Source organism: Coleofasciculus sp. H7-1, assembly GCF_057473865.1.
The window spans coordinates 1-26,359 of record NZ_JBYCCT010000002.1 but is presented as its reverse complement, the minus strand read 5'-3'; the positions used below and the strand labels follow the sequence as shown (position 1 = coordinate 26,359).

26 protein-coding genes and 1 pseudogene are annotated in these 26,359 nt (G+C 44.2%); 19 read left to right on the top strand and 8 right to left on the bottom strand.

Annotated elements, in window-relative coordinates; translation table 11 throughout:
- Positions 1 to 71 precede the first annotated feature (71 nt).
- Positions 72 to 785, bottom strand: coding sequence for a carbonic anhydrase (locus tag AC2VDX_RS00275; protein WP_378172897.1), 714 nt, complete (start codon positions 783 to 785; stop codon positions 72 to 74).
- A 159-nt stretch (positions 786 to 944) separates the two neighbouring features.
- Positions 945 to 2,816 carry an NAD(P)H-quinone oxidoreductase subunit F gene (locus AC2VDX_RS00270; RefSeq protein WP_378172899.1) on the bottom strand — a complete coding sequence of 624 codons (1,872 nt, stop codon included), beginning with the start codon at positions 2,814 to 2,816 and terminating at the stop codon, positions 945 to 947.
- Between the two features lie 423 nt (positions 2,817 to 3,239).
- Between AC2VDX_RS00270 and AC2VDX_RS00265 the strand changes: the two are divergent.
- The 3 genes and pseudogenes from AC2VDX_RS00265 to AC2VDX_RS00255 all read left to right on the top strand — a co-directional run.
- A pseudogene (locus AC2VDX_RS00265) lies at positions 3,240 to 3,388 on the top strand (pyridoxal-5'-phosphate-dependent protein); the annotation flags it as partial.
- Positions 3,389 to 3,440: 52 nt separating this feature from the next.
- Entirely contained in the window at positions 3,441 to 3,980 is a 540-nt protein-coding gene (locus AC2VDX_RS00260) for a hypothetical protein (protein WP_378172902.1), read from the top strand.
- Between the two features lie 82 nt (positions 3,981 to 4,062).
- Positions 4,063 to 6,081 (top strand): glycoside hydrolase family 10-like protein, encoded by a 2,019-nt coding sequence (locus AC2VDX_RS00255; protein WP_378172905.1) that lies wholly within the window; start codon positions 4,063 to 4,065, stop codon positions 6,079 to 6,081.
- Between the two features lie 120 nt (positions 6,082 to 6,201).
- Here AC2VDX_RS00255 and AC2VDX_RS00250 read toward each other — a convergent pair whose 3' ends face one another.
- The 4 genes from AC2VDX_RS00250 to AC2VDX_RS00235 form a co-directional block, all read right to left on the bottom strand.
- The gene (locus AC2VDX_RS00250) at positions 6,202 to 6,462 is read right to left on the bottom strand and encodes a hypothetical protein (RefSeq protein ID WP_378172908.1); all 261 of its coding nucleotides are present in this window, start codon (positions 6,460 to 6,462) and stop codon (positions 6,202 to 6,204) included.
- Positions 6,452 to 6,928 carry an SRPBCC family protein gene (locus AC2VDX_RS00245; RefSeq protein ID WP_378172910.1) on the bottom strand — a complete coding sequence of 159 codons (477 nt, stop codon included), beginning with the start codon at positions 6,926 to 6,928 and terminating at the stop codon, positions 6,452 to 6,454. Before AC2VDX_RS00245 ends, AC2VDX_RS00250 begins: the two co-directional genes overlap by 11 nt.
- Before the next feature lie 284 nt (positions 6,929 to 7,212).
- Positions 7,213 to 8,655: a bifunctional orotidine-5'-phosphate decarboxylase/orotate phosphoribosyltransferase gene (locus AC2VDX_RS00240; RefSeq protein WP_378172913.1), complete on the bottom strand. Its 1,443-nt coding sequence runs from the start codon at positions 8,653 to 8,655 to the stop codon at positions 7,213 to 7,215.
- Between the two features lie 72 nt (positions 8,656 to 8,727).
- Positions 8,728 to 10,629: a tetratricopeptide repeat protein gene (locus AC2VDX_RS00235; RefSeq protein ID WP_378172916.1), complete on the bottom strand. Its 1,902-nt coding sequence runs from the start codon at positions 10,627 to 10,629 to the stop codon at positions 8,728 to 8,730.
- Between the two features lie 200 nt (positions 10,630 to 10,829).
- Here AC2VDX_RS00235 and AC2VDX_RS00230 point away from each other — a divergent pair, with 200 nt between their 5' ends.
- Together AC2VDX_RS00230 and AC2VDX_RS00225 are read left to right on the top strand one after the other, a co-directional pair.
- A complete protein-coding gene (locus AC2VDX_RS00230; RefSeq protein WP_378172919.1) occupies positions 10,830 to 11,711 on the top strand; it encodes an alpha/beta fold hydrolase in 882 nt (293 codons plus the stop codon).
- Positions 11,712 to 11,778: 67 nt separating this feature from the next.
- Positions 11,779 to 12,633, top strand: a complete 855-nt coding sequence (locus AC2VDX_RS00225; RefSeq protein ID WP_378172921.1) for a sulfurtransferase — start codon at positions 11,779 to 11,781, stop codon at positions 12,631 to 12,633.
- Between the two features lie 257 nt (positions 12,634 to 12,890).
- Here AC2VDX_RS00225 and AC2VDX_RS00220 read toward each other — a convergent pair whose 3' ends face one another.
- Positions 12,891 to 13,028 (bottom strand): hypothetical protein, encoded by a 138-nt coding sequence (locus AC2VDX_RS00220; protein WP_378172924.1) that lies wholly within the window; start codon positions 13,026 to 13,028, stop codon positions 12,891 to 12,893.
- 89 nt (positions 13,029 to 13,117) lie between these two features.
- Here AC2VDX_RS00220 and AC2VDX_RS00215 point away from each other — a divergent pair, with 89 nt between their 5' ends.
- The 14 genes from AC2VDX_RS00215 to AC2VDX_RS00150 all read left to right on the top strand — a co-directional run bounded on the left by AC2VDX_RS00215 (position 13,118) and on the right by AC2VDX_RS00150 (position 25,175).
- On the top strand, positions 13,118 to 13,429 hold the full coding sequence (locus AC2VDX_RS00215; RefSeq protein ID WP_378172927.1) for a carbon dioxide-concentrating mechanism protein CcmK: 312 nt from the start codon (positions 13,118 to 13,120) through the stop codon (positions 13,427 to 13,429).
- Between the two features lie 218 nt (positions 13,430 to 13,647).
- Complete coding sequence (locus tag AC2VDX_RS00210) at positions 13,648 to 13,983, top strand: carbon dioxide-concentrating mechanism protein CcmK (protein WP_378172932.1); 336 nt, start codon at positions 13,648 to 13,650, stop codon at positions 13,981 to 13,983.
- A 458-nt stretch (positions 13,984 to 14,441) separates the two neighbouring features.
- Positions 14,442 to 15,701, top strand: coding sequence for a nucleotidyltransferase domain-containing protein (locus AC2VDX_RS00205; protein ID WP_378172935.1), 1,260 nt, complete (start codon positions 14,442 to 14,444; stop codon positions 15,699 to 15,701).
- A 303-nt stretch (positions 15,702 to 16,004) separates the two neighbouring features.
- Complete coding sequence (locus AC2VDX_RS00200; protein ID WP_378172937.1) at positions 16,005 to 16,466, top strand: PqqD family protein; 462 nt, start codon at positions 16,005 to 16,007, stop codon at positions 16,464 to 16,466.
- A gap of 109 nt (positions 16,467 to 16,575) precedes the next feature.
- Positions 16,576 to 17,658 carry a serine kinase gene (locus tag AC2VDX_RS00195; RefSeq protein ID WP_378172940.1) on the top strand — a complete coding sequence of 361 codons (1,083 nt, stop codon included), beginning with the start codon at positions 16,576 to 16,578 and terminating at the stop codon, positions 17,656 to 17,658.
- Positions 17,659 to 17,661: 3 nt separating this feature from the next.
- A complete protein-coding gene (locus tag AC2VDX_RS00190) occupies positions 17,662 to 18,432 on the top strand; it encodes a glycosyltransferase family 2 protein (protein ID WP_378172943.1) in 771 nt (256 codons plus the stop codon).
- Positions 18,432 to 19,151, top strand: a complete 720-nt coding sequence (locus AC2VDX_RS00185) for a glycosyltransferase (RefSeq protein WP_378172945.1) — start codon at positions 18,432 to 18,434, stop codon at positions 19,149 to 19,151. The genes AC2VDX_RS00190 and AC2VDX_RS00185 overlap by 1 nt, the downstream gene beginning before the upstream one ends.
- A 2-nt stretch (positions 19,152 to 19,153) precedes the next feature.
- Positions 19,154 to 19,861 carry a glycosyltransferase family 2 protein gene (locus AC2VDX_RS00180; RefSeq protein WP_378172948.1) on the top strand — a complete coding sequence of 236 codons (708 nt, stop codon included), beginning with the start codon at positions 19,154 to 19,156 and terminating at the stop codon, positions 19,859 to 19,861.
- Positions 19,862 to 19,869: 8 nt separating this feature from the next.
- Positions 19,870 to 20,760: an SDR family NAD(P)-dependent oxidoreductase gene (locus tag AC2VDX_RS00175; RefSeq protein ID WP_378172951.1), complete on the top strand. Its 891-nt coding sequence runs from the start codon at positions 19,870 to 19,872 to the stop codon at positions 20,758 to 20,760.
- 76 nt (positions 20,761 to 20,836) lie between these two features.
- Entirely contained in the window at positions 20,837 to 21,751 is a 915-nt protein-coding gene (locus tag AC2VDX_RS00170; RefSeq protein ID WP_378172954.1) for an SMP-30/gluconolactonase/LRE family protein, read from the top strand.
- Positions 21,752 to 21,765: 14 nt separating this feature from the next.
- Positions 21,766 to 22,929 (top strand): nucleotidyltransferase family protein, encoded by a 1,164-nt coding sequence (locus AC2VDX_RS00165; protein ID WP_378172956.1) that lies wholly within the window; start codon positions 21,766 to 21,768, stop codon positions 22,927 to 22,929.
- Between the two features lie 159 nt (positions 22,930 to 23,088).
- Entirely contained in the window at positions 23,089 to 23,970 is an 882-nt protein-coding gene (locus tag AC2VDX_RS00160) for a M48 family metalloprotease (protein WP_378172959.1), read from the top strand.
- Between the two features lie 82 nt (positions 23,971 to 24,052).
- Positions 24,053 to 24,808, top strand: coding sequence for a TIGR04283 family arsenosugar biosynthesis glycosyltransferase (locus AC2VDX_RS00155; protein WP_378172962.1), 756 nt, complete (start codon positions 24,053 to 24,055; stop codon positions 24,806 to 24,808).
- A 52-nt stretch (positions 24,809 to 24,860) separates the two neighbouring features.
- On the top strand, positions 24,861 to 25,175 hold the full coding sequence (locus tag AC2VDX_RS00150; protein WP_378172964.1) for a hypothetical protein: 315 nt from the start codon (positions 24,861 to 24,863) through the stop codon (positions 25,173 to 25,175).
- A 319-nt stretch (positions 25,176 to 25,494) separates the two neighbouring features.
- On the opposite strand, the gene AC2VDX_RS00145 is transcribed toward AC2VDX_RS00150, so the two are convergent.
- A complete protein-coding gene (locus tag AC2VDX_RS00145; protein ID WP_378172967.1) occupies positions 25,495 to 26,130 on the bottom strand; it encodes a pentapeptide repeat-containing protein in 636 nt (211 codons plus the stop codon).
- Between the last annotated feature and the right edge of the window lie 229 nt (positions 26,131 to 26,359).

Here is a 26,359-nt window from a genome sequence, read left to right as displayed (position 1 = left end):
GACTAATGCGCGATCGCGTTTCGGCAACTAAAGAATATCTCACCACTTAAATAGGATTGCTATAGTTCTGGCTAACTCAGCAAGGTAACTTTGCCAGTGTCCAAATCGTAATAACCACCTACAACCTTCAGTTTTCCTTCCTCAACTAACTGAGAGATAACAGGAGAAGATTTCAAGTTTTCTACTTGAACCAAAACATTTGCTTTGCTAGCATTCTCTAGCCAATCGCCGGGTTTTCCTTTGGATTTTTCTACACCGGGTTTAATCGCCTCAAGTAAGCTACCGATCTGACCGGGGACTGGGGCACCTTTAATGGTGGCATCTACCGCCCCACATCTTTTGTGTCCCATGACCATTATTAGCTTGGTTCCTAATATTAAACTGCCAAATTCTAGGCTGCCAGTTTCCTCCGGAGTGGCGACATTTCCCGCGACGCGGCATACAAACAAATCTCCAAATCCCCGGTCAAAGATAATCTCAGAAGGAACCCGCGAATCCGCACATCCGAGAATCGCTGCAAATGGCTTCTGGCTTTTCGCAACGGCTACCAAACGTTCAAAATCTCGGTTGATATTTTTAGTTTTTCTGGTAATAAACCGTTGATTCCCCTCCATTAAACTTTGCAGCGCTTGATCGGGTGTCATGTCATTTTCTGCAACAGCTTGGTCGGGAAAAAACAACTTGGCTCCGAGTCCGGCTGTTACGACCCCTGTTCCTAGTGCCCCGGCGCTAAATTTCAGCAAGTTCCGTCTGGAGAAATGTCCTTTCTGTTTTTTTGCGTTCATTGGTTCGTACCTTCCTTTCTAATGGGTAAATACTCGTTTTGTTTGTCTGTTGTCATTAGTCATGTCTTGTTTCCGATTGACAAATCACTAATGACAGGAAGTTCTAAATCAACCAGGTTGTCAGTTAGTTCAGTAGGGTAGCTATTGCCCACACTTTACCTACTGAGCGAGTGCTACAAACAGCGGTGAAGCCTCATGAAAAAAGCGCCAGTATAACATCATTCCCAACCCGATTATTCCCATTACTATCGTCAGCGCATAAGCTTGGGATTGTCCGGAAGTGCTGTATTTCAAACTTTGTCCGCCGAAAAGGGAAGCAAAGCCGACAAAATTAACGAAGCCATCCACTAAGTAGCGATCGAAGGTAGAGATGAAGCGGGAAATTAAATCAACGCTGAAAACAATACTCACGCGGTAAATTTTGGCGGTGTAAAAGTCATAAGTCAACAAATCTTGCAGAGGTTTCCAGGGAAGTTGGACGGGTTTTTGCCACGTTTTACCGAGATAAATCACACCGCCAAGGCTGCAACCAAAGATGCTAGACCAAATTAACAGCAGCGCCATATCTTTATTGAAGGTTGCCCAACTCGGTAGTAGCGACAAACTTTGTAAAACTAAGGGGAGGTGGAGGGTGAAGCCGAGCAAAATTATCATGGGGAAAGTTAAAGGCCAAAATGCTTCTGGCGATCGCACAGTCATTTGTTTGGGTTCTCCGCCAAAAATCAGCCCAAACACTCTCGTTAAACTGAAGGCTGTCAAAACATTGACCACCAGCAATAACCCGACTAGCCAAGGTTGAGTTGCCCACAAACCATCTGCCAATTTCAGCAATGCCCAGAAGCTGCCTAGAGGCGGAAAAGCGATTAATCCCAGCGTCCCAACCACAAAGGCTAATCCAGATATAGGGCGGCGCGACCATAAACCGCCGAGTTGCGTTAAGTCTTGGGTGACGTTGTTCCAAATAATTGCACCAACACTCATTACTAACAACGCCATTGCGATCGCATGAGTCAAGATCAACAACAAAGCTGCATCATCTTGCTGAGTGCCTACGGCAATAAATACCAATCCCATGTAGGCGCTGACGGAATAAGATAAAGCGCGTTTGATATCAATTTGCGCGATCGCAATTAAGGAACCGCCAACCGCCGTCACCCCACCGATCGATATCAGCGCCAACGACACTACAGGAGAAAGTGCTAACACAGGTTGTAACTTAATTAACACCCAGGCACCCGTTGCCACTACGACCGAGTTCCGCAAAATCGTGCTGGGAAGCGGGCCTTCCATTGCCTCATCCAACCACAAATGCAACGGAAATTGAGCGCATTTACCCATCGGACCAGCAATTAAAGTTAAACCTAATAGCGCGGCTACTGTAGGGTCTAAATTAGCGGTTTTTGCCCATTCTGCTAACTCATTAAAATTCCAACTTCCTGCCAGGGGATATAAGGCAATTACTGGCATCAGCATGATTAAATCCCCAACCCGCTTGGTTAAGAAAGCATCCCGCGCCCCCGTCACCACTAACGGCTGGCTAAACCAAAGTCCTACCAGCAAATAAGTCCCCAAGGTGAGGATTTCTAGAATTACGTAGCTAAAGAACAACGAGTTGCACAAAGCTAAAGCACACATCCCTGCCTCAAAAAGCCCCAGCAAGGCATAAAAGCGTGCCCACCCCCAGTCCATCTCCATGTAGCCGATCGCGTATGTCTGCGCTAGCAGGTTCAATCCGGTTACTAAAGCGATCGCTGCAACGTTAATTACTGATATTTCCAGGGGAAAATTTAAATCCAAACCCGCTGCCGACAGCCATGTAAACGTGATTTCTTGAGGCGGCTGGTTCCAAATAGCTTGCAAAGTAACTAAGCTATGAACGAACGCCAAAAATGTCATCAACAAGTTAATGTAACCAGCGGGTCGCGGCCCTGTGCGACGGATGATACCGGGCGACCATAATAGCCCGGAAATAGCACCAATTAAGGCATAGCAAGGGACTAACCAAATAGTATCGATGAGAAACTGAACCATTGAATTACCTCCAAACTTGCAGCAAAGCTAGGGTTGCCTCAAGCCAACCCGTAATTCCTCAAGCCAACCTATGCAGTGAGTCGAATGCCGATTGATAATTTCTTAATCGTTCTGCTTATCTTATTTTCTAAAGCACCAAAAAGGGAATCCTTGATTTAGACAATTAAGCGATTAAGCCTCTAACAAAAACTTATATAACTCTGTGCCAACATAGGTTTTTAGGCTATCGAGCAGTCGCTATCAATAATCTATATGGTATTTATAGATAAACATCTATAGATAAAATTGCTATCGGTGGCATCAAATATGTTGGATGATGCAATGTGTTTAGCGAACCTTATGAAGGCTGTCCTGAAGCATCTTTGCAGGCGATAGGATTTTGTTATGACAGAACACAACACCTCTGCGATTCATTCCACTGCCTTACCTGACACGATTGCTGATGGGGCACGCACTCCTTGCCGGGGAAACATTACTTTCCCGTTGGTGTTGCATTGGTGTTGCACTACGTCGATGATATGGTGACGGTATCGGAAGAAGCCATCCGCACCACGATGTTTTTCTTGTGGGAGGCACGACTCTAAATTGGCTATCATCGCATGAGAACGATTTTCAGGCACAATCATGAGTGGATCTGCGTTTACAGTTCCAGAAAAAGTAACCTTTGAGAGTGCGATCGCGCTGACTCAATCTTTACTCTCCCAGATGCAAGCGGGTGAATTATCCGAGGCACAGATAGCCGAAGTAGTGGGAAAATTAGTGAAAACTGAAAATGGGGCGAGAGGCTTTTTCGTCACTTACCTAACCTCTGAGGGGACAATCGCCGATAATCCCTCTGCTGCTGTTGTACAGGCATTGCAGTCAAATCCAGACACAGTTTCAGAATTATTAGTCAAAAATGTAGCCATGTCTGCGGCGATGGCAGTTGCCCATCATCGCAATGGTAACGAAGAGATGGCGCAATCATCCCAAAGAGTGCGATCGCGTACCACTCGAATTATCGAACTGGTGGAACTTCCTTCTGTCTACGAACTGTCTCAAAAGTTATTGGAAAGTGCCGTCACTGGCGAAGGTAGCTACAAAGCATTTTTAGAACGCTGGGGTTACGATGCCGAACAACGGCAGGTTATCTCTGAGGCATTAGAACAAATTATCAAGCGGTAATAGGTAATCGTCAGTACTCCTTAATCCTTGGGTTGTGCTACTGACCAATTACCCATTACCTTTTTCCCAATTAGCAACAACTATGGTGACATCCCCGACTCAATTCTCCGATATTCAAACTCATTGGGCACGCTTATTCATCGAAGCTTTAGCCCAGCGTCGCATTATTAACGGGTTTCCCGATGGGACTTTTCGCCCGAATCAATCCATCACTCGTACTGAATTTGCAACCCTGATTAGCACAGCATTTTCCAGACCGGCGAAACGACAGTATATCCCCTTTATTGATGTTCCTTCTACTTACTGGGCGGCGAGTGCTATTCAAAAAGCTTACGAAACACTATTTATTAGCGGTTTTCCTGATAATCGCTTCCGTCCAGCAGACAGGATTACCAGGACGCAAGTTTTAGTTTCTTTAGTCAGTGGCTTGCAGATTGCCGCGAATGTAAAATCTGACCTGAAAACAGCACTGCCACAGATATATCAAGATGCCGCTGCAATTCCTAGTTATGCCACCGACGAAATAGCAGTAGCGACGAAAGCAGGGCTGGTGGTGAACTACCCGAATGTAAAATTATTCAATCCCAATCTGGCAGCAACTCGTGGCGATGTTGCGGCTTTTATTTATCAAGCTTTAGTGTATCTAGACGAAGCGCCTCGGATTGCATCTCCCTACATCGTAGTGCCTCCAAAACCCAACGCCCCCAGTCAGACTCCGACTGTCAAAGTCAGTCATCAGCGGGAGTTTCGGGGTGTGTGGGTAGCAACTGTGTGGAACAGTGATTGGCCTTCCAAACCGGGACTGACGGCTGCACAACAGCAAGCTGAACTCATCGGCATCCTTGACCGAATGCAAGCGATGAAAATGAATGCGCTGGTGTTGCAGGTACGACCGGAAGGGGATGCCTTTTATGCTTCGCAATTAGAACCTTGGAGTTATTGGCTGACCGGAAATCAGGGAAAAGCACCAGAGCCATTTTACGATCCGCTGGAGTATGCGATCGCCCAATGCCACAAGCGCAATATTGAACTTCATGCTTGGTTCAACCCTTACCGCGCCAGAGTCTCCATCAAAAACTCCCCGCCAGTCCGTCCTCACATCGCCGTCACCAACCCCGAAGCGGTTTATTTATGGGGTAATCAGACGTGGATGGACCCCGGATTGAAAGTGGTTCAGGACAGGGCATACAACGTCATTCTCGATGTAGTGCGTCGCTATGACGTGGATGGCATCCATTTGGATGACTATTTCTATCCCTATCCCATCGAAGGCAAATCTTTTCCCGACAATAAAACCTACGCCGCCTATACGGCTGCTGGTGGGAAACTCTCTTTAGGTGAGTGGCGGCGGGACAATGTGAATCAAATGGTTCAGCGCCTATCGCGGGGAATTCAGGCAACCAAGCCACACGTCAAGTTTGGTATTAGTCCTTTTGGCATTTATCGTCCGGGACAGCCGCCTCAAATTCGGGGACTAGATGCCTACAGCGTACTTTATGCCGATTCAAAAAAATGGCTAGATCAAGGCTGGGTTGATTATCTCGCCCCGCAACTCTACTGGCGCATCGACCAAACCGCCCAAAGTTACCCCGTATTGCTGAAGTGGTGGACGGATAATAACCCCAAAGATCGACATATTTACGCTGGTAATAATCTGGGACAGTTGGATGGCAAGGCTTGGACTCTTGGGGAGATAGAAAAGCAAGTTGAAATTACTCGCAACTTGAGCGGGAATTTGTCTCTGGGGAATATCTTCTTCAGTATGGAATCCTTTGTTGAAAATCGTCAGGGCATCTATGACAAATTCAAAACCTCGACTTATACCAAACCAGCACTAGCACCCGCGATGTCGTGGCGGGATACGACACCACCCGCGCCCCCAACGGCACTGGGGTTGAGAAATGGCAAGCTGACATGGAATGTTGCTACCAATCCCGATATTCGCTCCTGGACGCTTTATAAGCAAAGTGGTACAACTTGGACGCTGCAAAGAATCCTTTCGAGAGAGATAACGTTTGCGACGGTTGAGCCGGGAACTTACGCTGTGTGCGCGGTAGATAGGATGGCTAATGAAAGTGCGGGAGTCCTCGTCATCGTCTAACTTATAGTTAACAATAATTGTAGGTTGGGTTGAGGCAACGAAACCCAACATAACATAGCTTATGTTGGGTTTCGTTGCTTTGTGTTTCCTTTGTGCCTTAGTGTTTCCAGTCGTTAGTAGTTATAAGTCTAAAGACTCTGTTTTAGAGTTCAGGCGCTTGGAGATTTGGCTAATTATCCCACTGAGAATTGCGCCTCCCATGAGAATGCCAAGCGCTGGGGTAAATAAGGGTTGCCAAAGCTTGTACCACAAATCGAGACCGAGGGGAATGCCCACCGAGTGACCGAAAACAGCGATCGCTAGCCACCCAAAACTGAGCAAGACTAGGAACACATCCGCTACTAAAATCAGATTGAGCCAATTGAGGAGTTTATCTTTCATCAGAGTTCTTCAAATTTGTCCAAAAATTTTCGTTTAACAACGTTTGTTTGAGGTTGTTCATCCGCATCTGAAACATTGTCTCTAAACCCCAGCGGATTGCGGTACTGTCCAGAAATGGGTTCAGTTCAAAATTAATTACATCAACTAGGCGTGTCTCTGTGTCAGAAATGGGAATGAACTGATGAATATGTTCCCAGAATTGGAACGGGCCGCGCAATTGTTTATCAATAAATCTTCTCGGAGGTTCCCAGCGAGTAATTTGCACTTGCCAGTCGATTCCTATCTGCTCGAAAAGCTCTACCCGGATTGTAAAGCGCGTACCTAAACCACAAATAATGTTGGAATCTAATACCCTGACTACTGGAAACGGTGGAGAGATGCGTTCTAGCAGATGTACATCCTCGTGAGCTTCCCAGACGGTTTCTATGGGGAGGGAGACGGTTTCGCTAACCTCAAAGTGTTCCAATTCTCTTCACCACCCAAGTCATTTGCTCGTTGGTAAATTTTTTTTGCAGTTGACGCTTCGGAATCGCTTGCTTTGAAATTTTATCAATTACAAGACGTTTTTGATGATTTTTGCTAAAAAATTAAAGATATTTTTTAAGGGTTTATATTACCCTGGGAATTTCTTAAGTTTAATATCGAATCGCTTCCTACACAGCATGAGTGCGATCGCTGCGTCAGTCTCCACGAAGGCAATATTGACATCTGAATCTATGTTGCCTTCTCCTGCCTTGATGTATGACGAGGCTAATGGCTCAAAATTTGGAATTGCTCGGAATTGATCCGCCCCGCCTCGTACAGCGTTTCGGCAACTTCCCCCATCCCTAGCACAGAATGACCCCGATAGCCGTTTTCCTGAAGCCGATCTTTGACTCCTTTTTCATGGTCGATCAACACTACGATATCTTCGACATTTAATCCAGCATCTTTGAGTTTCGTTGCCCCCTGCATGACGCTATTGCCGCTGATGAGAATATCATCGACAACGACAATTGTTTCTCCCGCCTGGAAATGACCCTCGATCGCTCGTTGGGTGCCGTGAGATTTTACCTCCTTGCGCGGGAAAATCATCGGACGGTCTAGGCGCAGCGCTAACCCCGTAGCGGTGGGTAAGGAACCATAAGGAATTCCGGCAATTCGGTCAAAGTGCAAATCTTTGAGAATCTCGGCGTAAGCACTCAAAATTTGATGGAAGATTTGCGGTTGGGAGATGATGATCCGCAGGTCGATGTAGTAGGGGAAAATGGCTCCAGAGGCTTGCACGCGATCGCCAAACATAATGCAACCAAGGTCGTAAAGTTGCAAAATCAAAGCTCGGTGGGGAGAAGGCTGCAAGAAGCAAACATCTGGAAGCCACAAGTCACAGGTGGGGCTTTCCTGCACAATTTTGAGACGTGCTTCATTAACAGTGTCGCGTAAGGCTTGGACAGCCTCAGCCGGGTGTTCGGTGGTTAATAAATCTGGGGGTACTGGCAGGAGTAGCCCTTCTCCATAGCTGTTTAAGCCAGCCGCCAGCATCTGAGCTAAGTTTTGGTCTTCTGACCATTCCTGCACTAAAATCAGGCGTTCTGGCGCGATATTGCGGATGCGAGTCAGAATTTCCGGCATTGCAGCCCCCACTTCTAGCCCTAGTTGTTCTTGCGTGCCCCAAGTTTGGGCTTCTTTCACTAGATGTAGGTAAAAGGGTAGTCCTGTGCCTGGATATTCTTGCAACACGGCGGCTGATGGGTTGTCAGTGGTACATAGCACGAAGACAGCTTTGGCAGGATAGACCAAAAAGGGAGCCGCTAAGTCAAGTCCTGGGTAAGGACTCAAGGTGACAGCATCCACCTTCCAGTCTTCAAATACGGTTTGGGCAAAGACGGTGCTGGTGTTGAGGTCGCCGTGCTTGGCATCCAAAATCACTGGAATGTCGGCGGGGATGGCTGCTAGGGTTTGCTGAAGTAGTTCTAAACCTGTTGCCCCTAGCGCTTGATAATAGCCGAGGGTGAGTTTATAGGCGCAAACTAAATCGGCAGTTTCTGCAATGACCAATTGTAGCTGGTCGCTAAGAAGAGTGCGATCGACCGAAGGGAGAATGGCGCTAGCCCCATCGCGCTTTGCTAGATTCTCTATATCTGGGTCGAGTCCTGCGTACAGTAAGCTTTGATTGCGCTCGATTGCTTGCAGTAATTTATCGAAGAAGTTCATAGGTGTTTTTTTAAACGCTTTCGGTACGCAAAGGTAAGCGCAGAGGTACGCCAAGGAAGAGGGGTGAGAGGGTTACATGGATTGTTTGTATTGTTCTAAAATTTGGGGAATATAATCGTAGCCATCGACGCCGATGAGGGCGATAATTTGTGGGCGCGATTGTTGCAATTTTTTCTGGAAGGCTTCTGCTCCCATTTGTCCCTGCAAGATGGTGAGTAAGCCTGCGGTTTTCCGCCACTCTTCAGCAGCAATTTGCTCTAGGAGATACATTCCTAGGCTACCTGTCATGATTGTTTTATCTATGTTTTGCAGACTATAGTGAGCTTCGGATAAGTAAGCTAAGTTTCGTCCTTGTAGGTATAAATCCCCGGAAAATTGCGCGGCTTGTAAGCCGGATTCTAGGTATTTGATGGCTTCTTGGGGTTGTTGCACAATTAAGAGGGCGATTCCCAAACTGCTGCAACAAAGGGCTTTACTTTGACCGTCTCCTAATCGTTCTGATAACTGCAATCCTTGTTGCAAATAGTTGATGGCTGTCTCGTAAATTTCGGGTTCTACTTGTTCTAATTGTTGAGCTTGGAAGACTTCACTGTAGCCGAGATTGGCGAGGGCGTTGGCTTCTCCTAATCTATCTCCCGTTTGACGAGAGAGAATTAATGCCCGTTGGCTATAGCTGATGGCTTCGGCATAGTTTTTTTGCGCGACGTAGGTGCGACTGAGGTGATTAAAATTGGCAATTTCACAAGGGCGATCGCCTGCATTTCTGGCGATTTCTAAGGCTTGCTCATGAAATGCGATCGCTTCTGCATATCGACCTTGCGCCCGCTGGGAATAGCCCACTAATGTCAAAATTCGAGCTTTTTCTTGAGTTCCTTCGACTTGTCGCAGCGGTGCATCTAGATAGTCAAGGGTCGTGCGGAGATATGCGCCGGAAAATGAGGCGAAAATGCCACCGTAGAGGGGGAAGTATTGCCGCTGTGAAAAGGTTCTGAGGATTTGTAGGGTAATTTGAAAACAGCCATTCACCAAGCGATGTCCCAAGGGGACGACCCCTTCCAGGGGTTCGCGTGAAGTAGAATTGAGAATTGTTGCCTGATTCAAGCCATTCGCTAACTGCGACCAAATAACGGCAAAAGTCAGAAAAGTGGAAATCGACAGCTTCGCGCCCACTTTGGAGTCGTAAACCAGTTTGTCAAACCAGTTCGCCAATCCCCGCTGCAAGTATTGCAAAATTACCGCTAACTCAACCAAGGAAATTAAGTCAGGCGGTTGTTTTGCTACTAATTCGGTTAATGATTCGTTGAGGGCAAGCGTGTGGAATAATGCCTGAGGATAGGGGCTATTGACTTGTTTTTCCCAGACTGCCCAAGGGCCATTTTGCGCCGGTGTGCCTTCAAATCCTAACGAGCGGTTTTGGTCGTAGATCCAGCTTACCAGGTGCCCTTCCAAGCGTTGCCAAGATTCTAAGCCACGGGCAAGACCTTCAGCAAGTTGCTGCACATCTCGATCTTGTTCGGGATGGGTAATTTCTGGCGCTTGTTGCTTCAGTGCAGATGCCAACTGCGATAAGTTCAAAACTTGCGCTAAATTAGGGTCGATAACCCGTAATAAAGCCGCTAGCTTGTCGTCTGGTGGAGAAGCGATAATTTGTTGAACAGAGGTAGCGATCGCATCCGTCGCCCGATTTTTTTCCTGCGCCCGTTCCCATTCTCCCCGAATCGTCTGCATCGCCCTCAAGGTACGAGTCGCCTTGGCAAGCTTCATTTCATCCTTTTGAGTGTCCACCTGTTGCTGGGTGGCGCTTAAGGTTTCTTCTAAAACTCGCTCGAAAATTTCGCCCGTACCCGGAGTCACATCCTTGACGACCATTTTATACACCTGCTCTTTTGAGCGAATCTGCCCTTTGAGGGTGGTTTGCACAATTTGGTCGATTAATTGTAAGTAGCGATCGCGCAAAGGCAGAGAGTCTGTCATGGGGAGTGGTTAAGTGGAATTGTAGGCAATACGGTTCGGTTCACTTCTCCCTCTGTTTTGATCCCTCTTCCTTGCAGGGAAGGAGGGTTAGGGCTTACCTTTCTTTTTTAAGAGGGGAGAAAATAACTCATTTACTTTGCAGTGTACTGAATAATTTACTTAGTTCGCATCCTAAAAAGCGTGGAGAAACACTAACGCTGATGTTTGCCGATTTTCTACCCTCCCAAGTTCAGCAGTTGCGCGAGTCCGCATCCATCGCCCTTGCCCAAAAAATTGAGCGTCAGGCGATTAAAACTTCTCTCTCGCCACAACCGATAGCTACAGCTTACGTCCATCAGGGGAACGGCGGCACCCCAATTCTGTTACTACCAGGTTTTGATAGTTCGGTGCTGGAGTTCCGCTGCTTGCTGCCACTACTCGCCGCCCAAAATGAAACGTGGACGTTAGATTTGTTGGGATTTGGCTTTACAGATCGAGTGCAGGGAATTTTGTATAACCCCGACGCCATCAAGACGCACCTGTATTACTTCTGGAAAACTTACATCCAAGTGCCAGTCATGTTGGTAGGCGCTTCGATGGGAGGTGCAGCAGCAATTGACTTCACCCTCACTTACCCGCACGCTGTCAAAAAGCTGGTTTTAATTAACAGTGTGGGTTTCAGTGGTAGCTTCCCGCTTGCCTCTTATCTATTTCCTCCCTTAGACTTTCTGGCAGTAGAATATTGGCGTCAGCGCAAACTCCAAGCGCTGTTATGGGGCAGCACTTTTGGTAACTTGGAACCGACTGCAATTGAGGCGATTCGGTGTGCGGCGCTGCACATGGAAATGCCCGGTTGGCACGAGGCTATAATCGCGTTTATGAAAAGTGGTGGTTACGGGGATTTGGCAGATAAAATTCCTCAAATTGATAAGCGGACGCTGATTCTGTGGGGTGAGTCTGATGATATGTTGGGTACAGACGATGCCCATAAGTTTAAGAGAGCGATCGCTCATTCTCAACTAATTTGGATCGAGAATTGCGGGCACGTTCCTCAATTTGAACAGCCGGAGATTACCGCTAAGCATATTTTGGCTTTTGGGTGATTGTAGGATTTATTTTTAACGCAAAGGTACGCAAAGGAATTTGAATGGTAAGGGTAGCGTTAAAGTTATGAATCAGGATTTTCTCTGCAATCGGTGGGTAGTCAGTTCAGAAGAAGCGCGGCAATTGATTGAACAGGGGGCGACAATTCTGGATGTTCGCAATCAAATTTCCTGGTTGCTTGGGCATATTTCTGGTGCTGTTCATGTCACTTGGCAGCAATTCTCGCAACAACAATCACCGCATAAGGGGAAATTGATTGACAATCCAGAAATTTTGTCAGAAAAACTTCGCGCTGTCGGCATTTGCAACAATAAACCTGTCGTTGTCGTTGGCAATCCAGTTCACAATTTTGGCGAAGAAGGGCGTATTGTTTGGATGTTACGCACTCTAGGGCATTCACAAGCAGTATTTGTCGATGGGGGACATTCAGCACTTGTTAACGCAGGTGTACCGATTGTTTGGGGCGTGACTCAACCCAATCCTGGCGATTTTGTTATGCAGCGAACTTCGTTATGGGAAATTCAGCGCGATGAACTCAAAGCCAATCTTGCAGCAAAAGATATATCCCCAGATTTGATTGTAGTTGATGCCCGCGAAGCGAGGGAATATGCAGGAACTCCCTCTTACGGCGAACAGCGAGGAGGACATCTCCCTGGTGCCGTGCATTTCTACTTCCAAGATTTGAAAGATGCCCAGGGTAATTTGCTGCCTCGTGACCAGATTATTAATAAGTTAAAAAGATTAGGAATTCAGCGTCATACTCCTATTATTACTTATTGTACGGGCGGCATCCGCTCAGCTTTTTTGACTGCTGTACTTGTTGATTTAGGATTTAATAATGTGAAAAATTATGCGGGTTCAATGTGGGAATGGTCAGCTTCTCCAGCAAATAATTATCCTCTAGAATCTGAACATAAGTAGGAAAACTAAATTAACCTAGCTTCCGCTCTAACCAGGTTACAAATAATTAAGCTCCTCTAATTATCCATAAATTTAATAATATTTTATCATCTTTATGCCACCACCTATCCGCGCTCAAATCATAAAATTTTAAGTCGTTTTTTTTTAGTGTTCGCTTTCCATCCTGCATCTGGGAGGGTTGATAGGACAAACGCATCTAAGGTGATTTTAGTCGCTGCTTCAGTTGGATAATTATGCTGACATCTTCACCCACTCAATCATTCCACTTCTAGCCTATCGACATCTAGGATGCCTTCTATTAAGGGTAGCGATCGCCATCTTCGCAGCATCTGAACGACAACAGCTAGCGTATACTGCCCGCAGCCGCGCTTCTCGCTTTGTCTCCAGAAGCACAAATCTTAAATCTCAAATCAAAAATATTATCAGAAGCCTCGTACAATGAAATATTGCTGGGAATATTGCTGGGACTGGAGGAACTGATTTTATGCCACAGGCAGTGGGAACGATCGAAACGTTAGGATTCCCAGCTGTACTAGCAGCAGCAGACGCAATGGTTAAAGCTGGTGCAGTCACGCTGGTTCATTATGGACTTGTAGAAAAAGGGAACTTTATGGTTTCCGTTCGGGGAAAAGTTTCTGAAGTCAACATCGCTGTTACTGCTGGGATTAAAGCCGCAGAGACAGTCTACGGAGGTCAAGTCATCTCCCACTACATCATCCCCAATCCTACTGAAAATGTTGAAATGGTTATGCCCATTCATTTTACCCAGAAAGTTGAACAGTTCCGTATGTCGTAGTTGGTTAACAACAGTAACTTAATTTTGGGCGGACATTGCCAGCCATCCCAGCAATTCTTGGGATTTTGTCCACCCGATTGTTTGCTCTTTTGTCAAGTCAAAAAGCTGGAAAGTAAAGGCAAGGGGCATTTCCATCAAAAGGTGCATCGAAAATTCGTACAATTAGTTCTTAGCTCCACGTAACTCAATTAAATTTAGATTCAGGAGATAGATAGCCAATGCCACAGGCAGTTGGATCGATAGAAACAAAAGGCTTTCCTGCTGTCCTAGCAGCGGCAGATGCGATGGTTAAAGCTGGAAGAGTTACCCTAGTCGGCTATATCCGAGTTGGTAGCGCCCGTTTTACTGTCAATATTCGGGGGGATGTTTCAGAAGTGAAAACTTCAATGGAGGCGGGAATTGCTGCCGTAGAAAAAGTTCATGGTGGTGCTGTAGAATCCTGGGTGATCATTCCCCGTCCCCATGAAAATGTCGTCAGCGTTCTGCCAATAGGCTTCACTGAAGAAGTGCAACAGTTCCGAGATGCTGTCGAACAACCCATAGTATACAGGTAGTGGAAACAGCTGTTAGCGAAAGGCGCGATCGCAGCGCCTGCTGAGTAGAAAGACTGCCTGCAAGCGATCGCCCAAAATCAAAGCTGCTATTACAACCCGTTTTCTTCAAGAAAATGGGTTTTTTTAGCAATATTTCTTGGATAAGACTTGCTCTTTCCTTAAAAAGGAGAAAACATAGCTCTTACAACTGGTTAGCGGTGATTAGTTTTTCGCCTCACCCTAGAGGCAATTTCTCAAACCCTTGATTAGTCAGGGTTCTAAAATTAGGAGTTTCGTATAGCGAAAATTTCGTGACACTACCATCGTACAAACACTAGCAAAAATTGGAAATTACTAAATCTTTACTAAAATTCAATATATTTTCATCAAAATTACACAAATTTTGCCCTATTTGTATATAAAAATTGACTAATTGTGAATATTATTACCAGACTTAGCCAAATTAGTGGAGTCAGATATTGCAAACATTACCTGCTAAAGCTTCATCGGTAGGGACTCGCCCTGAAATCGAAGTGCTGCTAATCTGTGCCAGCGCTCAGATGGAATTGGAAAAAGTTGAGCGGCTAGTCACTCTACTTCAGGAAAATCACCTAGATTGGGCAGAACTGATCCAAATGGCGACTGAGCATAAGGTGATGCCGCTTTTGTATTGGAATCTAAACAGCACCTGTCCGGAAGCGGTTCCCAAGAACATTCTGACTAAGTTGCGGGCTGATTTTCAAATCCTAACTCGACGCAGCCTGTTTTTGAGCGGCGAACTGGTTAGACTCGTGAATCTATTTGAAGCACAAGGAATCCCGGTTCTACCTTTCAAAGGGCCAGTTTTAGCCGCTTGTGCCTACGGCAATTTGTTGAGAAGACAGTTCTGGGATTTAGACATCCTGGTGCAAAAAAGAGACATCGAACGTGCAAAGGCGCTGTTTTTGTCTCAAGGATACCAGATGAAAATCGAGCGCATCGAAGTGACTCAAGAACAGGAAGCAGCTTTTGTGACTTCGCCTCATATTCATCAATTTGTGCGCGAAGCTGCCTATCCATTTAGAAACCACCAGAAAGGAGTGCTGGTGGAACTGCACTGGGGAGTGATGCCGAAGTATTTTTCTTTTCCTATCGATTCTAAAGAATTGTGGGATGACCTTGAGCCTGTCTCCATTGCTGGCACGACAGTTCCCAACCTCTCGCCAGAGAATTCGTTGCTAACTATCTGCGGACACGGAACCAAAGACTGCTGGACACAACTGGCAAGAATCTGCGACGTAGCCGAACTTATCCGCAGCCATCCACAGCTAGACTGGGGCAAACTGATGCAGCAAGCTAGCGCCAAGGGCGGTCAGCGAATGTTGTTTCTGGGTTTAATGCTGGCACATCGTCTTCTGGGAACTGCCTTGCCAGATGATGTCTGGCAAAAGATTCAGGCTGACCCAGCGGTAGAATTGCTAGCGGCTGAAGTATGCGAACAGCTTTTTTGTTCGTCGGACGGTTCTGTTAAAGACGGGACAACCACCCGCTTCCATTTAAACGCCAGAGAACGCCTGATTGACAGGGTGCGGTACTCTCTGAATTTAGCAATCACGCCGACTACTACCGACTGGCTGCTACTACCCTTGGCGGAATTTCCAGCTTTCCTTTACTATCTGCTGCGACCAATCAGGCTATTAGGAGAGCAGGTATTGAAAAGATTCAAGCTGAGGAAAAAAAGTTATGATTTTCATGCTTAAAGTATAAAATTTCTTCCTTAATGAAGATGGTGTTGGAAAAGAAATAAAATTTTTTCAATTTTAAATTAAATATTATGAGCTTTTTACCAATCTGTTTAAATCAAAAGCTCATAATATTTATGCTGTGATATTCTTGAGGATATTAAATAGTTATTTGTTCGCAAAAGCCCGATAATTATATTATTTATATATTGATGATAAAAACCAATTATTTATATCTTGACATTAGAATATCTTAAGGTTAGCTTAGGGTTAAGATAAGCGAAACAAAGCTTGGTAATATACTCGAAGCCCCCCATAATCATGAATCATTCAGAAATCTTCAAGGTGAATGCTCCTAAGGTTGTCCACGAAACCATTGATGGTGAAGTTGTAATCGTCAACTTGGATAAGGGAGATTATTATAGTCTGGTTAAAGTTGGAGCTGATATTTGGGAAGAAATTATTAAAGGTACTTCCAAAAGCAATATTATCCAAAAAATAATTCAGTGCTACGAGGGCGATCGCCAAAATATTGAAAATACTGTCAATGATTTTATTGCCAGATTGCAGCAAGAAGAACTAATTATCTTTGACGGCACAGAAGAGTCGAAAGATTCAAATATAGCTAGCTTACCAACCACAACAAACGGTAAGCCGGAAAAGCTCACTTTTTCACCCCCAAGCTTAGAAAAATACACAGATATGGAAGAATTGCTGGCTTTAGACCCCATCCATGAAGTTAATGAGGTGGTGGGCTGGCCTAATGTTAAAGTTGAGGTCTGATTAAATCAGCATTTGGCATCATTATCAGTCAGCTTCAAAGTGTATTGGGAAGGGGCAGTCGTCAGGATTTGCCCCTAGGTTTCAGCTAATTCCTTAAGTTTTTTTCAACATGATTACTAACGAATTGGCATCCGAGATTGCCACCAAAACAGAACAGAAAGACGCTTTAGCTTTTTTTAATACAGTTTATGAACTATACGAAAAAGCTGAGGCTGCATCTGGTTCTATTGACCGTTTTTATTGCTTAGGCGGGTTTAAAATTCGGTTGCGTTTTGCTGGTTCAGCTTTAATTCCCTACATGACACCAGCTTTAGGACATTTAGCTACAGAACCTGTTTCAGATCCAGCGCTGACAGTTTGTTTGTGGGATAGTGCCTCGACAAACACCGTAATGCCGCCTCCACCTTGGCAAAGAAATCATCATCATCCAAAGCGCGGGGAAATTATCGGGTTTACTAATGAACGCATTCATACGAGTTTCCAATGGGGTGCGTTTGCGTTAAGCATTTTAGATAGCGATCGCAACCTGGGAATCTATTGGGTTGAGACAACCGAACAACTTCCTTACTGGGAAGCAGGTTCTCCGCTACGGACAATTTTTAACGTCTGGATGAGTAAGCGGGGACTGCAACTGGTTCATGCGGGTGCAGTTGGAATGCCAAGTGGCGGCGTGTTGCTAGTCGGAAAAGGGGGGTCTGGTAAATCAACTACAGCTTTAACCTGCCTTAACTCTGAGCTTTTCTATGCCAGCGACGACTATAGTTTGATTGCTTCTGACCCCACTCCAACTGTTTTTAGCATTTACAGCACTGGCAAAAAAAATGCCGATGATGTTCAAAGATTGCCGTTTCTCGCTAAGGCAATTAGCAATAGCGATCGCCTCGATTCGGAAAAAGCGCTTTATTTCATTAATGACCATTTTCCCGAAAAAATATTGCCCAGTTTTCCCCTCCGATCAATTTTAATCCCACGCATTACTGGGGAAACAAACACCACCTTGAAACCGACCTCGGCGGCAGCAGCCTTAGCAGCACTTGCGCCGAGTACAATTCTACAACTACCGGGTGCTGGCAAGGAAGCTTGCCAGATGATGATGAAAATCGTTAGCCAGCTTCCTTGTTATTACTTAGAACTCGGCACCGATTTAAGGGAAATTCCTGAAGTGATTTTAAACCTCATTACAAAGCAATAAACAATGGACGATAACCAATTATTCGTTAGCGTTATTATTCCGGTTTACAACGGGGAGAAGTATCTCTCAGAAGCCATTAAAAATGTCAAAAACCAGGACTATCAACCTTTAGAAATTATCATTGTTGATGATGGCTCAACTGATGGAACAGCAGAAGTAGCAGCGCGATCTAAAGATAGTATCCACTATGTTTATCAGGAAAATAGCGGCCCAGCAGCGGCTCGTAACCGTGGTTTAAGGATAGCGAAAGGGGATGCGATCGCTTTCTTGGATGTTGACGATCTGTGGTCGGAAGATAAGCTTAAACTTCAAGCTAATTATTTGGCAGCTAATCCCTCGGTAAAGATTGTTCAGGGATTAATTCAACAAATGAAGCTATCTCAACTGGCGGTGAACAATCAACCCCTTTTTGAACTTGCTTACCAACCTTACAGCTATATTAATTTAGGAAGTGCAATTTATAGAAAATCAGTTTTTGATATAGTTGGCTTTTTCGATGAAACGCTCAATTATGCTGAAGACATTGATTGGTTTATCCGAGCGTGGGAAAAGGGCATTTCAAAGGTTATATTAGAACAGGTAAGCCTGTTTTATCGCAAGCATAAAGATAACATGACAGTAGGAAAAAATTTAGTCGAACTTGGGTTTGTAAGGATTTTCAAAAACCATTTAGATCGATGCCGGAAACGTGGGAATTTTCAAAATAATTCCTTATCAGATATACCGATTAATGAGTACCTTGGTACCTCTCCTGAAATCCCAAAAATAATGTAATGGTTGCAGAAAATAACCCGAACAAAAATTTACCGCTAGTCAGTGTAATTATAGTTGTCAAAAATGGAGAGCGTTACTTAACAAGAGCCATTGAAAGCATTCTAGCTCAGACTTACGAACCCTATGAAATTATTGTTGTGGATGGTCAATCAATAGATAACACTGAAAATATTGCTAAATCTTTTCAGCAGGTTCGCTATGTCCGCCAAACTACTCAGGGAATTGCAGATGCTTATAATCAAGGAATTGATTCTGCTAGAGGAGAATTTATTGCTTTTCTTTCCCATGACGATACTTGGACACCTAACAAATTAAGCACCCAAGTTAGTTATATGATTCAACATCCAGAAATCCAATACACAGTTGCCAAAGTCAAGTTTTTTTTGGAGGAAGGGCATTCCATTCCACCAGGATTTAGACCAGAGTTACTTGAAGGTGAGCATATCGGTTGCATTATGGAAACTTTGGTAGCGCGAAAGACTTTGTTTGAAGCGATTGGCAAGTTAAATCCTGAATTTACGGTGGCTGAAGATGTTGATTGGTTCTCTCGCGCTAAAGATAATAATATTTCAATGACTGTTATGGCTGAAGTGTTACTTCATAAACACATCCACAATACAAATCTTTCACTAAATTCAGCAGTTAATAACCAAAATTTACTGAAGATTATGAAACAATCAATCGAACGTAAACGCCATCAAAAACTGGAGAAAGAATAAAAATGAGCGGTTCTTCTTTGGTCAGCGTTATTATTCCTGTATACAACTGCGATCGCTATCTGGCTGAAGCTATCGAAAGCGTACTAGCTCAAACCTATCAACCCATAGAAATTATTGTCGTAGACGATGGTTCAACGGATGGTAGTGCAGAAGTCGCAAAACGCTTTGGCTCATTAGTACGATACTATTTTCAAACTAACAGTGGTAGTGCTGCTGCCCGCAATCACGGCATAGAATTATCACAAGGCAACTTCTTTGCTTTTCTCGATGCTGATGATTTGTGGGTAGAAGATAAACTGGCAAGTCAAATGACAGCTTTTGAAAGCGAACCTGAACTAGATATAGTATTCGGATTAGTCGAACAGTTTTATAGCCCAGACTTAGAGGAGAGTATGAGGGCAAAAATCCACTGTCCTACTGAGTTAGTATCGGGACATATCCCCTCAGCCTTACTGATAAAACGAGATGCTTTTTTCCGTGTAGGTTCTTTTGAAACTAAGTGGAATCTAGCCGAATTTGCCTGTTGGTATGTACGTGCTGTTGAAGTAAAACTTCGGATGAAAATGTTACCATATTTGGTTGCAAAGCGACGGATTCATAAAACAAATAAGGGAATTAGAGAAAGGCAATTCCAAACTGAATATATTAAAATTCTCAAAGCTTCTCTTGACCGACGACGCGCCGCAGGTGAGCAGGTAAAGAACTCATAGTTATTGTCATGCAAATCAATTTTAAAACTCGTTTAAAAGCCGCCTTAAAATCATTCATTAATCCATCTCCATCTATCCCTCCAAAGCCAATTATTCATATCCTAGAAGTAGATACTTCTAGGGTAATAGATAATCAACTGTTAGTAGGAAAAAATGTTTTGATAACTGGGGCTGGTAAAAATATTGGCAGAAGCATTGCCCTTGAGATGGCTAAACAAGGCGCAAATGTTTTTTTCACCGAAATTAATCAGGAAAGATGTGAAAAATTAGAACAAGAATTAACTAGCTATTCAGTTCAAGTTAAAAGTTTTTTATCTGACATAACAAAAATTGAAGATATAGATGCTTTAAAAAGTTTCTTTGTACAGAACAATATTACTATTGATATACTGATTAACAATGCAGGCATTCAATTTGAAACAATAGGCATAAAAAATCTGAATTTAGAAGAATGGCATAAAACTTTTAATACAAATGTTTTCGGCCCCATGTATCTAACGAAGCTTATCTCAATCATGATGATAGATATGCAAATTCAGGGAACTATTATATTTATTACTTCTTTACACCAAGAGACACTTGTACGTTGGCCTAGTTATAGTTCTTCAAAAGCTGCCTTAAGAATGATTATAGAAGAATTGGCTATCGACTTAGCAGCCTATGGGATCAGAGTGAACGGAATAGCTCCCGGTTGGGTAGCGGAAGATGACCAGGGAATTCCCCTCCCTGATAAATATACGCCGCTGCATCAAAGTTCAATTAGTCCTCGTTATATTGGTCGAGCGGCTGTTTATTTAGCCTCAGAATATTTTTCTGAATTTACTACGGGAACAGTGTTAAAGATTGATGCAGGACTGTCATTATATAATTATCGTGTTAGCCAACATCCACCTCAGTAGAAAAGTTCTATTAGTTTTTATTCTGTTACTTGGATTTGGATTTTTCATAAGTATATTCAGGAAAAATAAAAGGAAAATGTTTCTAATAGAGAAATGGATAAAACCCCTATTAGCCTCTGGTTGTCTAGAGGCAAAGCATCAAAATTTTAAAACTATTTTTCCTGAAAAAGTAAAGCTCGAACGGGTGGCAACCGGATTTCAATTTACTGAAGGGCCAATTTGGTTTAACCAAGAAAAATCTATTCTATTTAGTGATATTCCGGCTAACAAAATCTTTAAACTGACCCCCAAGAATGAGGTAATAGTCTTTAGAGAGCCTAGTCGTAATTCCAACGGGTTGACTAGAGATAAGCAGGGACGACTCATTGCTTGCGAACACGGCACGCGCCGAGTTACCCGCACCGAAAAAAATGGTTCGATTACTGTCTTAGCCGATAAATTTCAAGGTAAAAACCTGAATAGTCCCAATGATGTAGTTGTCAAAAGTGACGGTGCTATTTATTTCACAGATCCGCCTTATGGCATCAAACCCGAACAGCAAGAACAACCGATTCAGGGAGTTTACCGCCTTTCGCCTGATGGCAACGAAATTATTATAGTAGCCGACGATTTTGATAAACCCAATGGATTAGCATTTTCACCTGATGAAAAAAAGCTTTATATCGACGATTCGGAACGCCGTCATATTCGATTATTCGACGTTCAACCGGATGGCACGCTTGCCAACAGTCGCATTTTTTACAATATGAATGGTAAGAAACCTGGTTTACCTGATGGGATGAAAGTAGACGTGCAAGGACATATCTACTGCACAGGTGCAGGAGGCGTGTGGGTTTTCGATCCAGAAGGGAATCATTTAGGAACAATTGTTACTCCGGAAGTGCCAGCTAATTGTGCTTGGGGAGATGACGATTTGCAAAGCCTTTATATTACGGCTTGCACCTCGATTTACAAAATTAGAGTAAACATTCCAGGCATGAAATTACCTTAATTGATTATTAAATTATGCTTAGAAAAAATCCTAAATTACCTGAAATGCATAATCTCAATTCAGAAAATAATTATAGCTGTAGCTGGCCTAATTTCGAGCAAACATTGCTGTTGCGGGCAGCACTTTTGCAGGGAGAAGAGGCAATGGATTCCTGGCATAAATGGAGAACATCTGCCGATATTGAGGCTCTCGATGTAGAATCCTATCGGTTGCTGCCTTTACTTTATCGCAACTTATCCGCACATGACGTGACGGATCTGCATATGGCAAGACTGAAGGGAGTTTACCGACGTACATGGTGTGAAAACCAAGTTTTGTTGCAACAAGTCGCAGCTATTATCAGTTGTTTTCAAAAGGATGGTATCAAAACAATATTGCTCAAAGATGCAGCTTTGAATATACATTACTACAAAGATTATGGCTTGCGGATGATACATAATTTTGATTTTTTAGTTCATCCAGCAGATGCTTTAGCAGCCGTAACTCTGTTACAAAAAAGTGGCTGGAGAGCCAAAGGAAAAATACCAGATACAATTACACCCTTCTTCCATACTCTAGGATTTGAGAATGAATTAAAACAACAGTTTAATCTTCGCTGGCATCTGTTTGCAGATGGTTTTCAAGAAGATGCTGAAAAGGATTTCTGGGATAGTGCGATATTAACCAAGCTGGATGACTTATCAACTTATGTTTTAAATCCCACCGAGCAGCTATTATACGTTTGTGTATATGGAGGAATGAATAATTTTGTTTTTCCAATTAGTCGGCTAGCTGATGCCGCAATACTTCTCAATTCATACCAAGCAGAAATTGATTGGAACCGGCTGGTGACTCTGGCACAAAAGTACCGCTTAATTTTGCCGTTACAAAATATACTGGCAAAATTACCTGAAATTCTCAATGCCCCAATCCCTCTGTCGATTTTACAACAAGTACAAAATCTACCTGTTTCTAAATTTGAGCGCAGCGAATATCAGCTTACGAGTAGAAAAGAAAAATCAGCTTCCGAGCGTTTGATAATCAGATATCTACAATATTCAAGAACAGTAAATACAGATAATTTTAAATTAAGATTTTTAGGTTTTCCCAGATATCTACAATATATCTGGGGTTTGGAACACTTATGGGAAGTTCCATTTCAAGCAATGATTCGGGGTATAAAAAGGCTCATTTGGTAATAGCGATCGCTTCCACCTGAAAAGAGATGTAGCCCGTTACACATTTCCCTACCAGCCGGAAGAGGCAAGTTTCATACATGAGATAGAGCTTAGACACTCCAAAATCTGAGAACTTAAGAACAAATAAAGAAAATCCTCAACAACTGCTTTCTAATCATCATGTTTGGAAACCAAATTAAGACAGCAGCATTGCTGGGACTCCTCAGCGGTCTTCTGGTTCTGGGTGGCTATTATCTAGTCGGCAACGAGCAGGGGCTATACTTAGGTCTGGCTTTTGCTGCATTCAGTAGTTTTGGCTCCTGGTACTATTCCGACCAAGCCGCCTTGATGGCGTATCGCGCCAAACCGCTAGAGCGTCAGGAGGCTCCAGAACTCTACGATATGGTAGCTTCTTTGAGCCAAAGGGCGGGGATTCCCATGCCGAAATTGTTTTTAGTGCCAACTAAATCGCCCAATGCTTTTGCAACCGGACGAGATCCGGATCATGCGTCTGTGGCAGTGACTCAAGGGATTATAGAATTACTCTCCCGCGAAGAACTCGAAGGTGTTTTGGCTCACGAACTCACCCACGTCAAAAACCGCGACACTCTAACTCAGGCGGTTGCAGGCACTATCGCTGGAGCAATTACATTTGCTGGACGGATTCTGACGTTTGGAGCGCTTTACGGCCCTGTCACCCGCGATGACCGTCGAGGGGGAAACGCTTTGGGTGCCTTGTTTCTAATCGTTTTGGCTCCGGTTGCTGCGGCGCTGATCCAGTTTGCGATTTCCCGCACTAGGGAGTTTTCTGCTGACTTGGGTTCGGCTGAAATCACGGGGAATCCTTTGGCGCTTGCCAGTGCGTTGGAGAAGCTGGAGGCAATGGGTCATCAGATTCCGATGAACGGCAATCCAGCGATGTCGCCGCTACTGATTGTCAATCCTATTTCGACAAAAGGGTTGCAATCTCTTTTCCGTACCCATCCCCCGACTGAGGATCGGATTCGTCGTCTCGTAGAATTGGCTCAGCAACAAAAGCAAATGACTCCATCGATCGCATAATGTGCAAGCTGTGCTGGTGATGCTTGATTTTAGCCGGTGGTAACGCCGGTTTTTTTTATTGAATGAGGATGCTAAAGAGGAGATGTCTCGCGTTTCGATTATTATTCCCACGCTGAATGAGGCGACGTGTCTGGAACGCACCCTGCGACAGCTGAGTTTGCTTGCGCCTCCTGCGTGGGAAGTGCTGGTGGTAGATGGCAAAAGTGAAGATGAGACGGTTGCGATCGCCCAGCAGATATTACCAGCGATCGCACCGTCATCTCAAGCGCGTGTCCTCATTTCCAAGGAGCGCGGGCGTTCGGTGCAGATGAACCGAGGCGCAGAGGCGGCGACGGGGGATATCCTGTGCTTTCTGCACGCAGATACCTCGGTTCCAGATGACTTTGTGGCAGTGGTTGAGCAAACTTTAGCCGATCCAGCCGTTGCTGGCGGCGGGTTTATTTCTCTGATGGCAGGTTCCCAGACGACGCGCTGGGGAGTGTCGCTGCACAATTACCTCAAAACTTACTACGCGCCGCTACTTTTCCGACCTTGTTTGTTTTTTAAGGGTTTGCGATTATTATTTGGCGATCAGGTAATGTTTTGTCGCCGCGCTGATTTCTGGGAGTGTGGCGGATTTGATGTAGCATTACCGATTATGGAGGAAGCGGACTTGTGCCTGAAGCTGGTGAAACGAGGACGGATTCGCCAAGTAAATCGCATTGTCCAAAGTAGCGATCGCCGTGTGGCAAAATGGGGTTCTCTTAAAGCTACAGCAATATACCTCTACATTGGCTTTCTTTGGGGTATCGGAGTTGAAGCAACTTACCTCAAGAAGTTCTATGAGGAAATCCGCTAATTAGTCATTAGTTTTTAAAATCTGTTTGTAGAACAAACATTAAGAAAGAAAAATGAAGTGTCTACAGTTTGTTTCCGAGCATCTAGTCGAACAGATCGTTGAACGACGCAAAACCCCAAGTGTATGCTGTTTGGAAGAAGTTGCAATAGACCTGGATGACTACAACAGTGCCCTTGTAGTTGGTGATTACTACAAAGTTTATGATAGTTTTCTAGTAAACAAATGCACCATTCGCATACTGGCGATGGAACTGTGGAGATGGGATAATATTCCTGGGCGACTGTGGCGTGGCGAGACCAATACAAACGCCGATGGTTGCAATCCCTCCGATAAACCAAATGTCCCCAACGATCCCGCCAGCGTATGAGCTTCCTTGCAATTGACCAGGAATGGGAACAGGAGGATCGGGCGCGGCGTTGGGTAGAAATTTAGGAGGAAGTGAATGCGACGGGCACTTTGGCTAAAATCGGCTCCACGCAGGTCAACCCGACTCAGGTTAATGCGACTGATCTCCAGATTTTGAAAGTTTCTATCTTGGTCGCCATACCGTTGGAGAATTTCATTCGCCTTCGTGGTGTTCATTGGCTTTGACTATGAACCGATAGATTTAATCATAGAAATTTAGACGTGACTACGGCTTTGGAGTTTTCTTGAGATAAATCCTATCTGTCCTGCTACTCTTGAGCCTAATTCTGCGACTGATATTTTGAGCCGTCTGGCATGATAGCACCTTCAAGAAAAGCCGCCTTCAGTTCAGAAATGCTGACTTTAGCACCTTTGAGATTTGCACCACTTAGGTAAGCACTATCTAGGTTAGAACCACTCAAACTTGCATTTCTCAAATTAGCACCGCTCAGATTGGCATTACTCAAGTCCGCACAAATTAAGTTAGTGTTACTGAGATTAGCGCTACTGAGATTAGCCTGATTTAAGCGAATAAAACTTAAATGGGCATGACTGAGATTGGCACCACTCAGTTTTGCCTGACTGAGGTTAGCATTATCGAAGTTTGCGTGACTCAGATTGGCATTACTGAGATCGGTTTCACTCAAATTCGCTCGACTCAAATTGGCTTTAGGAAGATTAATATCTACTAACTCTGCACCAGGAGAATCCAAACCTCTAAGAGAAACACCATCCTCATTCAAATCTTGCAATGCCAGAATTCTTGCATAACTAACTTTTACGCCATGCGATGCATCAACCGTACTCCAAGCTTGGTAGTGAAATTGTTTTCTGCGATCGGGAGCTTCCTTAATAAATAGAACTAAGGCAACCACGAGACTGACAGTATCAGCGCCACCCAGTGCCTGTCCAATCAAAGAATTTGGCTCTTCAGTACTTTTTATGCCAAAACATTAGTTATAATTAGAAAAAACATTAAAAAATATCTCAAAAAGTTACTAAAAAGATTGAACAGATTAACATGTAAAGACTATTTTTTATTAACTATAAATATAAGCATAGTATTTTTAGGTGAATTTACAGCTATGGCTAGCAAAAGAGATATTAAAATTCTAACAGAGCTTCTAGATTTAGACTCTCTCAAAG